The organism is Rhodoferax sp. (genome assembly GCF_034519335.1).
In the GTDB taxonomy this organism is placed as follows: Bacteria; Pseudomonadota; Gammaproteobacteria; order Burkholderiales; family Burkholderiaceae_C; genus Allorhodoferax.
The window spans coordinates 13715-25423 of the sequence record NZ_JAXHOL010000035.1; the positions used below are offsets into that span (position 1 = coordinate 13715).

General features: G+C 61.5%; 11 protein-coding genes. 9 read left to right on the forward strand and 2 right to left on the reverse strand.

The annotated features are described in order from the left end of the window. The first annotated feature begins 52 nt into the window (after positions 1 to 52). From U5O12_RS15435 to U5O12_RS15445, 3 genes are read left to right on the forward strand one after another with little or no spacing between them, the layout of a single operon-like run. Positions 53 to 856 carry a nucleotidyltransferase family protein gene (locus U5O12_RS15435; protein ID WP_322579495.1) on the forward strand — a complete coding sequence of 268 codons (804 nt, stop codon included), beginning with the start codon at positions 53 to 55 and terminating at the stop codon, positions 854 to 856. After that, entirely contained in the window at positions 853 to 2247 is a 1395-nt protein-coding gene (locus tag U5O12_RS15440) for an aminopeptidase P N-terminal domain-containing protein (protein ID WP_322579496.1), read from the forward strand. Before U5O12_RS15435 ends, U5O12_RS15440 begins: the two co-directional genes overlap by 4 nt. Before the next feature lies 1 nt (position 2248). Beyond that, on the forward strand, positions 2249 to 2629 hold the full coding sequence (locus U5O12_RS15445; RefSeq protein WP_322579497.1) for a hypothetical protein: 381 nt from the start codon (positions 2249 to 2251) through the stop codon (positions 2627 to 2629). A 3-nt stretch (positions 2630 to 2632) separates the two neighbouring features. On the opposite strand, the gene ypfH is transcribed toward U5O12_RS15445, so the two are convergent. Both ypfH and U5O12_RS15455 read right to left on the reverse strand, forming a co-directional pair. Continuing rightward, positions 2633 to 3319: an esterase gene (gene ypfH, locus U5O12_RS15450; RefSeq protein ID WP_322579498.1), complete on the reverse strand. Its 687-nt coding sequence runs from the start codon at positions 3317 to 3319 to the stop codon at positions 2633 to 2635. Continuing rightward, the gene (locus U5O12_RS15455; protein WP_322579499.1) at positions 3312 to 4517 is read right to left on the reverse strand and encodes a multidrug effflux MFS transporter; all 1206 of its coding nucleotides are present in this window, start codon (positions 4515 to 4517) and stop codon (positions 3312 to 3314) included. Before U5O12_RS15455 ends, ypfH begins: the two co-directional genes overlap by 8 nt. A gap of 133 nt (positions 4518 to 4650) precedes the next feature. Between U5O12_RS15455 and U5O12_RS15460 the strand changes: the two genes are divergently transcribed. From U5O12_RS15460 to U5O12_RS15485, 6 genes are all read left to right on the forward strand, one after another. After that, the gene (locus tag U5O12_RS15460) at positions 4651 to 5850 is read left to right on the forward strand and encodes an NAD(P)/FAD-dependent oxidoreductase (protein WP_322579500.1); all 1200 of its coding nucleotides are present in this window, start codon (positions 4651 to 4653) and stop codon (positions 5848 to 5850) included. A 136-nt stretch (positions 5851 to 5986) separates the two neighbouring features. Then, on the forward strand, positions 5987 to 8347 hold the full coding sequence (locus U5O12_RS15465; protein ID WP_322579501.1) for an NADP-dependent malic enzyme: 2361 nt from the start codon (positions 5987 to 5989) through the stop codon (positions 8345 to 8347). A 208-nt stretch (positions 8348 to 8555) separates the two neighbouring features. Further along, positions 8556 to 8891, forward strand: coding sequence for a ribonuclease domain-containing protein (locus U5O12_RS15470; RefSeq protein WP_416221507.1), 336 nt, complete (start codon positions 8556 to 8558; stop codon positions 8889 to 8891). 34 nt (positions 8892 to 8925) lie between these two features. Beyond that, the gene (locus U5O12_RS15475) at positions 8926 to 9327 is read left to right on the forward strand and encodes a barstar family protein (protein WP_094481228.1); all 402 of its coding nucleotides are present in this window, start codon (positions 8926 to 8928) and stop codon (positions 9325 to 9327) included. Then, a complete protein-coding gene (locus U5O12_RS15480) occupies positions 9306 to 9524 on the forward strand; it encodes a hypothetical protein (RefSeq protein ID WP_322579502.1) in 219 nt (72 codons plus the stop codon). Before U5O12_RS15475 ends, U5O12_RS15480 begins: the two co-directional genes overlap by 22 nt. Before the next feature lie 112 nt (positions 9525 to 9636). Then, on the forward strand, positions 9637 to 11709 hold the full coding sequence (locus U5O12_RS15485) for a PAS domain S-box protein (protein ID WP_322579503.1): 2073 nt from the start codon (positions 9637 to 9639) through the stop codon (positions 11707 to 11709).

The following is an 11709-nucleotide window of genomic DNA, read 5'->3' on the forward strand; positions in this document are numbered from 1 at the left end:
GGTGGGGAAGATGATAGCCGCAGGATGTGGCGCTGGGCTATGCTCAGCGCCCATGTCTAAACTCTCACCCGCCATCGTGCTGGCCGCCGGCCGCGGCGAGCGCATGCGCCCGCTGACCGACACCTGCCCCAAACCCCTGCTGGAAGTACAGGGCAAACCCTTGATGCAGCACCACCTGGAAGCCCTGGCCCAAGGCGAGTTTGGCAGCGCGGTGGTGAACACCGCCTGGCTGGGGGAGCAGATCGAAACCAAGTTTGGAAGCATTTTGTGTCTCCAGCCCCCGTTGAATATGCGCGAACAGCTATTAAAAACAGAGCAGTCCTCTGACTCTCTGGCCTTGCACTACTCGCACGAAGGCCGCGACTTTGGTGGTGCGCTGGAAACGGCGGGTGGCATTGCCCGCGCCCTGCCCCAGCTGCAAACGGTGTTCTGGTCCATGGCGGGCGACGTGTATGCGCCAGACTTTGTCTTCACCCAGGCCGCAGTGGACCGCTTTGCCGCCAGCAGCAAGCTGGCCCACCTGTGGCTGGTGCCCAACCCGGCGCACCACCGCAAGGGCGACTTTGGTCTGGAGCAGCCAGACGCCCAAGGCGTGGGCCTGTGCACGGACCCACCGGCGGATAGCACGGCACAGCGCTACACCTACAGCACCTTCGCGCTGTTCCACCACGCGCTGTTTACCGCGCCCTGGTGCGACATTCCGCCCGGCAACCCGCAAGGCATCAAGGCGCCGCTGGCGCCGCTGTTGCGCAAAGCCATGGCACAAGCGCAGGTGAGCGCCGAGATTTACACTGGCCGCTGGACCGACGTCGGCACGCCCGAGCGGCTGGCAGAACTCAACAAACCCACACCATGACCTCACCCCTCCACGCTGACTACGCAGCCCGCCGCGCCACGCTGGCCGCCCGCATTGGCCAACACGGCGTGGCCGTGCTGCCCACCGCGCCCGAGCAGCAGCGCAACCGCGATGCGGACTTTCTGTTCCGCCACGACAGCTACTTCTACTACCTCAGCGGCTTCACCGAACCCAAGGCCTGGCTGGTCATCACCGGCGACGGCAAGACCACGCTGTTCTGCCAGCCCAAGGACCTGGAGCGCGAAATCTGGGATGGCTTCCGCCTGGGGCCCGACGCCGCCCCTGCCGCGCTGGGCGTGGACGCTGCCTACTCGGTGGACGAGCTGGACCAGCGCATGCCCGCGCTGCTGGATGGCGCCGACGCCGTCTGGTACCCCTTTGCCACGCACAAGGGGCTGGAAACGCGTGTGGACGGCTGGCTCAGCAGCCTGCGCGCCCGCGTGCGCTTTGGCGCACTAACGCCCGAGCAAACGCGCGACCTCTGCGGCCCGCTGGATGAGATGCGCCTCATCAAGGACGCCTACGAGCAGGACACCATGCGCCGCGCCGCGCAGATCAGCGCAGGCGCACATATCCGCGCGATGCAGCTGTCGGCCCGCATGCTGCGCGAAGGCAAAGACGTGCGCGAGTACCACCTGGACGCCGAGCTGCTGCACGAATTCCGCCACCACGGCTCGCAGTACCCGGCCTATGGCTCCATCGTGGCCGCTGGCGCCAACGCCTGCGTGCTGCACTACCGTGCCGACGCGGGTGCGGTGCGCAATGGCGAGCTGGTGCTGATTGACGCGGGCTGCGAGCTGGACGGCTACGCCAGCGACATCACCCGCACATTCCCGGCCAACGGCAAGTTCAGCGGCCCGCAGCGCGCGCTCTACGACCTGGTGCTGGCCAGCCAAGTGGCGGCAGTGAACGCGACCAAAGCCGGCGCCCGCTTTACCGACCCGCACGAGGCCACGGTGAAGGTACTGGCGCAGGGCATGCTGGACCTGGGCCTGCTGGACAAAAACAAGGTAGGCAGCCTGGACGACGTGATCGAGAACCGGAGCTACTTCCAGTTCTACATGCACCGCACCGGCCACTGGCTGGGCATGGACGTGCACGACTGCGGCAGCTACACCGAACCCGCCGAACTGGGCCAGGGCAGTGTGCGCAAGGATGCGCTCAGCGGCGACACCATCGTCAATCGCCCCGCACGCATTCTGCGCAGCGGCATGGTACTGACGATTGAGCCCGGCATCTATGTGCGCCCCGCACCCGGCGTGCCCGAACAGTTCCATAACATCGGTATCCGTATCGAGGACGATGCCATCGTCACCGACACGGGCTGCGAACTCATCAGCCGGGGCGTGCCGGTGGAGCCGGATGCGATTGAAGCGCTGATGCGCGGTTGACATGGCCACCGTCCGCCCCAACAGCAAAGACAGCACGCGCCCCCAGCGGGCGGCGCTGGCTTTGCGTCTGGAGCGGGGGCCGCTGACCGTGTCGCTGCGGCGCAATGCGGTCAAGGCCTTTGTCATTGCCAAGAGCCCGCATGTGGTGATTGGGGTGGTGCGCTGGGGGCAGGAGTATGGCTTGCTCGCCATCTCGCCGGCTGGCGACTACCTGCGTGTGAATGGCTCGTACGAAGAGCTGCTGGACACCCAGGAGGTACGGGCTGCCATCATCAAGGTGTTCATGAGCGGGGCGCTGCCACCCGGCCGCTCCCGCGGCGATGGACCACCCGTGTGGGGTATGGAATTTTTGGATGGCGCACTGCGCCAGGCCCCACGCTAAGGCTTATTCCGCCGGGGCCTCTCCGGCTTCGGCAGCGCGCTGCACGTCTTCCCAATGGCGCTTGGGCAAATGGCCCAGCAGGCGTTCCATCACCGTGTCCACCACCCCTTCGTTAATTTCGTGCCCCAGGAAGGGGATCACGTCGGCTGTCACGTCCGCGCCCAGACTGATAAGGTGCTCGGCACCCGTTACCGTGTAGCCGTAGTGGATGACGGCATCGTTTTTGCCATGCAGCATGTGGATAGTGGTGTGCGGGTGGGGTGCTTGGGGCAGGGCTGCAAAGCGGCCGGACAGGGCCACCACACGACCGGCCAAAAGCTCCGGGCGCTGCGTCGCCTCCAGCGACATGATGGCGCCTTGCGAAAACCCAATCAGTGCCGTGGCCTCGGGCCCCACGCCACTTTGGCGCTGCCAGTCATGCACCATGGCCACAAAGGCGGGCATGGCCTCTGCCACGCGAGCGGGGCGGTCTTCTTCGGTAATGCCGCGCACCGAAAACCACTGGTACCCCTGCCCCAGGTCCGATGCATGCGGCGCTCGGACGCTAACGATCAGCGCACCGGGAAACTCGTGTGCCAGACGCTGGCCCAAGGGCACCAGCCCCTGCGGGGTGGCGCCTACGCCGTGCAACAGCAGCATGAGTTGCTTGGGTGCCCCCTCAGGGCGCTGCACCACGATGCTTTCAGACATAGGCTTTCTCCTCCATACGCTGGGCATGGCCCAAGGTCAGCCGCGCCAGCACCAGGGCGACGATGGCGGAACCGGCAATACCCGCCACCATGGGCCGCGCACTGCCGTCCACAAACAAACCGGTGAGTGCCATGACAACGGCACCGGTCACAAACTGCAGCGTGCCCATCAGGGCCGAGGCTGTGCCGGCAATGCTGCCATGCTCCTCCAGCGCCAGCACGGCGGTAGTGGGCACCACCAGCCCCAGAAAGCCATAGCCCACAAACAGCACGCCAATCATGACGTCCAGGCGGTCCACACCTGCCAGATTGATAGCCAGCAGCAACGTCATCATGGCCGCATAGCCCACCACCGCAAACTTGACCAAGCGCACCAGGCCAAAGCGCGCGCTGAGCTTGCCGGTGAACTGCGAAATGCCAATGAACGACGCGGCATTGGCCGCAAACGCCAGGCTGTACTGGCGCGGTGTGAGGCCGTAGTGGTCAATCAGCACAAAGGACGAATTGGCCAAGTAGGCGAAGAAGCTGGAGATACCAAAAGCACCGATGAAGACCAAACCAAGGAAATGCCGGTCGCGCAGCAACACGCCATATGCGGCAATGGCGCTGCCCACGCTGCTGTTCACACGGTCTTTGGCGGGGCGGGTTTCGGGCAAGCTGGTGGCCAGCAACACGATGCCCAGTAACGCCGCCACCATGACGGCCCAAAAAACGCTGCGCCAGCCCACGAATTCGATCAGCACACTGCCCGCCAGCGGTGCGAGGATTGGCGATACGCTGAACACCAGCATCAGCAGCGACATCAAACGGGCCGCATCGTGGCCGGTGTGTAGATCGCGCACCACTGCACGGGGTACCACCATGCCTGCGCAAGCACCCAAGCCCTGGATAAAACGCAAGACGACCAGGGTTTCAATGTCGGGTGCAAGGGCGCAGCCCACGCTGGCGATGGCAAACAACACCAGCCCGAAGTACAGCGGCGCCTTGCGTCCGACCATATCGGACACTGGACCGTAAATGATCTGGCCAATGCCCAAGGCAATAAAAAAGGCCATGAGACTGGCTTGCACTGCCCCCATGGAGGCCCCCAGGTTCTGCCCAATCGAAGGCAGTGCGGGGAGGTACATGTCGATAGCAAAGGGGCCGATGGCCGACAACAGACCGAGCACCAGAGCGGTGCCAAAGAAGGAAGATTTCATTGGGCGAAGGATACCCTTCACCCTCCAACCTGTGGGGAGATAGGGATACTTTGACGCTCGCACAAAGGCTGCAGTTGGCCGCTACTTGGCTTGGGCTCTAATACGTCACCGACGTCTTTCATTGCATATCCCCATGACCGATACATCCCCTTCGACCGCCCCCCTTCTCATCATTGGTGCAGGCCTGGCAGGCTGGACTACCGTGCGCGAATTTCGCAAGCTGGACACCACCACCCCCGTCATGCTGGTCACTTCGGACAGCGGTGACTTTTATGCCAAGCCCACGCTGTCCAACGCCTACGCGCAGAAGCGCACACCGGCCCAGTTGGTGAGCACGCCTGCCGCCAAGATGGCGGAGACACTGAACGTCACGCTGCTGGCGCACCACCAAGTGCAGTCGCTGGACACCGCAGCACGAACGGCCGTGGTCAGCAACAATGGACAAACCCACACCTTGCCGTACAGCCAGCTGGTGCTGGCCTCTGGTGCCCAACCTATCCGCATTCCTGTGATCGGTACAGCGGCAGGCCTGGTGAAGTCCATCAACAACCTGGACGATTTTGGCGTGTTTCACCAAGCGCTGGGGCTCGACCCGAGCGCGACAGAGCTTGAGGCCCCAAAAACGGTGGTCATCATGGGTGCAGGCCTGATTGGCTGCGAATTTGCCAACGACCTGGTGCAGGCCGGTGTCACCGTGCATGTGGTGGACCCGTCCCCGCGCCCGCTGGCGCAGCTTTTGCCAGCTGACGCGGGTGAACAATTGCGTGCAGCGCTGCAGGCGCTGGGAGTAGTTTGGCACTTTGGCACCACGGTCACTGCATTGGACGGGGCCGAGGGCAATTTGAGCGTGCAACTGGCAGATGGCAGCGCTATCGCCGCGCACATAGTGCTCAGCGGTGTCGGCCTGCGCGCCGACACCGCACTTGCCTCCGCTGCCGGTCTGGTGTGCGACCGTGGCATCGTGGTGAACGACAAACTACAGACCTCGGTACCTAATGTGTATGCGCTAGGTGACTGTGCGCAATACGCGTCGGCGGGGGAACGCACCTTGCCCTATGTGATGCCCATCATGAACGCCGCCAAGGCGTTGGCCGCGACGCTGGCCGGCACCCCCACGCCGGTGGTATTTCCTCTCATGCCCGTAAGCATCAAAACACCCGCATTGCCCATTGTGGTGGCAGCACCGCACCCCGCATTGCCGGGCACTTGGAAAGCAGGTGACGGTGAGGGTGTTTGGCAGTTCATGGATGCCGAGGGCGTGCAACGTGGTTTTGTGTTGACGGGCAAAAGTACAGCGCGTCGCATGGAACAAAGCAAGGTCACACAAGCCTGAATAACCCCATTCTTTATCTGCATAAAGTTTCACACCCCTGCGATAGGGGATTAGGTAGCCAGGTCTACAATCCACCACCCATGACCGGACTGAGGGGCATGCACCTGTGTCAAAACCCTCGTCCAGAGGACCTTTAATGCCCCAGCAACCTGCACCTCTCGTTCCACACCCACCGGTGTCCAACTCGGCCGAAAAAAAGGCCCAGCTTCGCCAGGCGGCGCTGGAATACCACGAGTTCCCCACCCCCGGCAAAGTGGCCATCTGCGCGACCAAGCAGCTGATCAACCAGCACGATCTGGCGCTGGCCTATTCCCCGGGTGTGGCTGCGCCTTGCGAGGAGATCGTCAAGGATCCCAACAACGCCTTCAAGTACACCAGCCGCGGCAATTTGGTGGCCGTCATCACCAACGGCACTGCGGTGCTGGGGCTGGGTGACATCGGCCCGCTGGCATCCAAGCCAGTGATGGAAGGCAAGGGCGTATTGTTCAAGAAGTTCGCCGGCATCGATGTGTTCGACATCGAGATCGATGAGAAGAACGACCTCGACAAACTCGTCGACATCATCGCCTCGCTGGAGCCCACCTTTGGCGGTATCAACCTCGAAGACATCAAGGCGCCCGACTGCTTCTACGTGGAGCGCAAGTTGCGCGAGCGCATGAAGATCCCGGTGTTCCACGATGACCAGCACGGCACCGCCATCTGCGTGGGCGCAGCTATCTTGAACGGCCTAAAGATTGCTGGTAAAGACCCCAAGAAGGTCAAGCTGGTGACTTCGGGTGCTGGTGCCGCTGCACTGGCCTGCTTGGGTTTGCTGGTCAAACTGGGCATTCCGCGCGAAAACATTTTTGTGACTGATCTGGCAGGCGTGGTCTATGAAGGCCGCACCGAATTGATGGACGAGGACAAGATCCAGTTCGCCCAAAAGACTGATGCCCGCACATTGCGGGAAGTGATCGCTGGCGCAGACATCTTCTTGGGCCTCTCCGCTGGAGGCGTGCTCAAGCAGGACATGGTCAAATCCATGGCTGACAAGCCGCTGATCTTCGCTTTGGCGAACCCGACACCGGAAATCCTGCCCGAAGAGGTGAAGGCCGTGCGCAGCGACGCCATCATGGCGACAGGCCGCACCGACTACCCGAACCAGGTCAACAACGTCCTGTGCTTCCCCTACATCTTCCGCGGCGCGCTGGATGCAGGTGCATCCACCATCACGCTGGAAATGGAAATCGCCGCGGTGCACGCCATCGCCGAGCTGGCTCAAGCAGAGCAAAGCGAAGTGGTAGCCGCCGCCTATGTGGGTGAGCAACTGGCCTTCGGGCCCGAGTACCTGATTCCGAAGCCGTTTGACCCACGCCTGATGATGAAGATCGCCCCAGCCGTTGCGCAAGCGGCGGCGGACAGTGGCGTGGCCCTGCGCCCCATCACCGACATGGATGCCTACCGCGAGCGGCTGCAGAGTTTTGTGTATGCCTCTGGCACCACGATGAAACCTATCTTCAACGCCGCCAAAAAGGCCTTGCGCAAGCGCGTGGCCTACGCGGAGGGCGAAGACGAGCGCGTCCTGCGTGCCGCGCAGATCGTGGTGGACGAACGTTTGGCGCTGCCCACCCTGATCGGTCGGCCTGCGGTGATTGCCGAGCGCGTGGAGAAGTTTGGCCTGCGCCTGAAAGAAGGCGTGGACTACAACGTAGTCAATGTCGAACAGGACCACCGCTACCGCGACTTCTGGCAAACCTACCACCAGATGACGGAGCGCAAAGGCGTGACCGTACAGATGGCCAAGATTGAAATGCGCCGGCGCTTGACCCTGATTGGATCCATGCTGCTGCACAAGGGCGATGTGGACGGCCTGATCTGTGGCACCTGGGGAACTACTGCCACTCACCTGCAGTACATCGACCAGGTCATTGGCAAGCGCCACGGCGGCAGCCCCAGCACTCCGCAGGATGTGCGAATTTACGCCTGCATGAACGGACTGATGTTGCCCAACCGCCAAGTGTTTTTGGTAGATACCCACGTCAACTACGACCCGACGGCCGAGCAGTTGTGCGAAATCACGGTGATGGCTGCAGAGGAAATGATGCGCTTCGGCTTCAAGCCCAAAGCGGCCCTGCTGAGCCACTCCAACTTTGGCAGCAGCAACGAGCCGAGCGCCCTCAAAATGCGCCGGACCCTGGAGTTGCTGCGGGAGCAAGCGCCCTGGCTGGAAGTGGACGGTGAAATGCACGGCGATGTAGCACTGGACGGCGCCGCGCGCAAGGCCTTGATGCCCAACAGCACCTTGCACGGAGACGCCAACTTGCTGGTGCTGCCCAACATCGATGCTGCCAATATTGCCTACAACCTGCTCAAGACAGCGGCTGGCGGCAACATCGCCATTGGCCCGGTGCTGCTTGGTGCGGCCAAGCCAGTCCACGTACTGACGGCCAGCACGACGGTTCGCCGTATCGTGAACATGACTGCCCTGACTGTGGCGGATGCGAACGCACACCGCTAAAAGGCAGCCCCTCAGTCAGCGCCCACTCTGAACGCCTAAAACCCCGCAGGCCTTGCTTATTTCTTGAGCAAGGCCTTGCTTTTTTGTGCCGGATACGCGACACTACGCGCTTGCTTTTTCGGGTTTACCCGCAGTAGACACACAAGGATTCAGGGTGCGCAAGGGTGTTGTCAAGTTAGTACTTACTGGCTTGTTTTTGAGCGCGGCGCTGGTTGTCGGCTCCCTCTCTGCCAAAGTTGCGCGGCCTTTGCCGCCCGGTACCGAAGTTGCACTGGGTAGTCTGCCAGTCCAAGCCCAAACCACCTACGCGCTGGTTCGGCAAGGTGGCCCCTTTCCCTACGCCAAAGATGGCGTCGTCTTCGGTAACCGGGAGCGTTTGCTGCCCCTGAACACCCGTGGTTACTACCGCGAGTACACCGTGAAAACCCCGGGCGTTCAAACCCGCGGTGCACGCCGGTTGGTATGCGGAGGCCCGCCGACGGTGCCAGATGCCTGTTACTACACGGCCGATCACTATGCGAGTTTTCGCAAGATCGTGCCCTGAATTGAATTTTGTACTTTGAGAAAGAGAATCGGGGATGGATATGCCACTTCGAACTGTTAGAACGAATATCGTTCAATCGATTCGCGCCTTCCGGGTGTCGGATCTGCAGGAGGCCGCACAAGGCTTGGGACACCACTTTCTGTACGCGAACCTGGCCAATGCACAGACCAAACAGGATGTGCTGGACATGATCGGACAACAGTTCATGCTGCCAACCACGGTCAGCAAGAACTTTGACGCGCTCTACGACAGCATGACCGACCCGGTGCACAAATCAGGCCCACAGCCTGGCTTCATTGCCGTGCTCGAACACATTCCTGCGAACGTGAAGTTCGACAAAGAGGCTCGCGAGCAGTTGCTGGATATTTTCCGGGACACCGCCGACTACTGGGGAGACCGGAAGATTCCCTTCCGATGCTTCTATTCTTTTCTGTAGCCCGTTCTGCACACACCAGCCAAGCAGAACGGGCGAACGAGGCAAGCAGCGAAGCTGCATCCACCGAAGTGGTGGGCGTGGATTTGGGTACGGAAACCGGAGAGAAAATGCCAACCGACAAGTTGTTGGACGTGTCCCCTTTGGCACTGCGCATGAGTAGCCCCTTCAACGCAGGGTACTGGCTGGCAGCAGCCTGAATCTCCTGATGCCATTGGGAGCTAGGGTTCCCCAGAAAAAGCCTGTCTCGATGACAGGCTTTTTGCTTTGGGGCCCTGTACTATTGCCCCAAACAATCAAATCATCGTTGGCATGGGGATTCTGGCAAGGCTTCTCCCCACGGCGCTCAAGCGCCGGCTCCTGAACGCGCTCACAGATGGGGAAGACAAATTCTCCCGGGTCTTCAACACCAGTGCGGAATGGATTGTCATCACCCGGCTGGATGACAGCACCATCGCCGAGGCCAACTCAGGCTTTGAGGCCATCAGCGGCTACCTGCGCGAGGAAGTACTGGGCAAGCGCATGCTGGACTTCAATGTGTGGGCCCATCCGGAACAGCGGGTCACCCTGGTTGAAGAAATGATGCGCGCGGGGTCGGCCCGCAATCACCTGGTGACATTGCGCAGGCGCGATGGCGCGCTCCGGGACTGCATGGTCAACTGTGCACTCATTGCACTGGACGGCCCCGAACATTCACACGCCGTCTGGATTGCCCGTGACGTGACCGAACACGCCATCGTGCATGAGCAGTTCAAGGCTGCGTTCCGGCTGATTCCAGACTTCATGTCAATCTCACGTGTGAGCGATGGTTGTTATGTGGAAGTGAATGCGGCCTTTGAACGCATCACCGGCATAGCGCGCACCGAGGCATTGGGCAAAACCTCCACCGAACTGCATATTTGGGCCGAGCCCGAAAAACGCCCCAGCCTGATCAGGCTGCTGGATACCCACGGTGCGGTGAACGACTTTCCCATGGCATTGAACGCCAGGGGGCAGATGCGTGAGGCATTGCTGAATGCAGTCGTCTTTGCGTCGCACGGCGAACGCTACATCATCGCCCTGCTGCGCGACGTCACCGATGAGCGCAAGGCTGCCAGGGCGTTGCAGGAAAGCGAGGCACGCTTTGTGCGCTTGTTTGACCAGTCGCCGCTTCCCATGTGTTATTCCAGCAATGAAAACCAGTACCAGACCACGCAGTGGAACCTGGCCTGGTTCGAGGCCTTCGGCTTTGACCCGGTAGAAGACCAAGGGAAATCGGGGCTGGAACTCCATGTGTGGGTGAATCCTGAAGACCGTGCGCACCTGCTCCACATGACAGCGGAAGGCACCGCGTTCACCGACGTGGAGGTGCAAATGCGCCGCCGCACCGGGGAACTGTGCTGGATTTCGTTGTCGACCCGTTTGTTCGATGAAATGCGACGCACCATGGTGCTGTTCACCTACTTTGACATCACGGATCGCAAGCGTGCCCAAGAAGGCATGCTGGAACTCAATGCGCAATTGGAGGCTCGGGTGGCCCGCCGCACTGCGGAGCTGCAAGGCGCCAATGGGGAACTCTCACAAGCATTGTCCACCTTGCAGATCGCGCAAAACCAGCTCGTACAAAGCGAAAAGCTGGCAGCCCTGGGTTCGCTGGTGGCCGGTGTGGCGCACGAACTGAACACACCCATTGGCAATGGCCTGACAGTCGCCAGCACACTGGAACACCGTATTGAAAGTTTCCAGGCACTGGTGAACCAGGGACTGCGCAAATCGGACCTGCAGACCTTGCTGACGGATATGCAGCTGGCGTCCGAAATTTTGGTACGTAACCTGGGGCGGGCTGCTGCTCTGGTCGCCAGCTTCAAGCAAGTGGCGGTGGACCAAACCAGCTCCCACAGGCGCACATTTGACCTGGGCGCAGTGGTTGCAGAAATTCTGGTCACCCTGAACCCGGCGCTGCGCAAAACTGCCTGTTCCGTACACACCCGCATCGACGATGGGCTGGCCATGAGCAGTTACCCAGGCCCCCTCGGTCAGGTACTGACCAACCTCATCAATAACGCCGTGCTCCACGGCTTTGAGCCCGGAGAAGAAGGCAAGATTGAAGTTCAGGCGTGGTCCAAAGACGCCAATGAAGTCGTGATTGAGGTGCGCGACAGCGGACGTGGGATTGCACCCGAGAACCTGCACCGGGTGTTCGACCCCTTTTTCACCACCCGGCTAGGACAAGGGGGGTCTGGATTGGGTCTGCACATCGTGCACAACCTCGTGCACAGCGTACTGGGCGGCCGTATTGCGGTACACAGCCGCCCGGGCGCGGGTGCGACCTTCAGCATCACACTGCCTATGACAGCGCCAGAGCGTGTGGACGCCACCAACCACGTGCACATCAGCGAGGGCTGA

Excerpts from the sequence above, each read along its gene's own strand:
- U5O12_RS15435 (WP_322579495.1), top strand. The coding sequence starts at position 53 with ATGTCTAAACTCTCACCCGCCATCGTGCTGGCCGCCGGCCGCGGCGAG.
- U5O12_RS15440 (WP_322579496.1), top strand. The coding sequence starts at position 853 with ATGACCTCACCCCTCCACGCTGACTACGCAGCCCGCCGCGCCACGCTG.
- U5O12_RS15445 (WP_322579497.1), top strand. The coding sequence starts at position 2,249 with ATGGCCACCGTCCGCCCCAACAGCAAAGACAGCACGCGCCCCCAGCGG.
- ypfH (WP_322579498.1), bottom strand. The coding sequence starts at position 3,319 with ATGTCTGAAAGCATCGTGGTGCAGCGCCCTGAGGGGGCACCCAAGCAA.
- U5O12_RS15455 (WP_322579499.1), bottom strand. The coding sequence starts at position 4,517 with ATGAAATCTTCCTTCTTTGGCACCGCTCTGGTGCTCGGTCTGTTGTCG.
- U5O12_RS15460 (WP_322579500.1), top strand. The coding sequence starts at position 4,651 with ATGACCGATACATCCCCTTCGACCGCCCCCCTTCTCATCATTGGTGCA.
- U5O12_RS15465 (WP_322579501.1), top strand. The coding sequence starts at position 5,987 with ATGCCCCAGCAACCTGCACCTCTCGTTCCACACCCACCGGTGTCCAAC.
- U5O12_RS15475 (WP_094481228.1), top strand. The coding sequence starts at position 8,926 with ATGGATATGCCACTTCGAACTGTTAGAACGAATATCGTTCAATCGATT.
- U5O12_RS15480 (WP_322579502.1), top strand. The coding sequence starts at position 9,306 with ATGCTTCTATTCTTTTCTGTAGCCCGTTCTGCACACACCAGCCAAGCA.
- U5O12_RS15485 (WP_322579503.1), top strand. The coding sequence starts at position 9,637 with ATGGGGATTCTGGCAAGGCTTCTCCCCACGGCGCTCAAGCGCCGGCTC.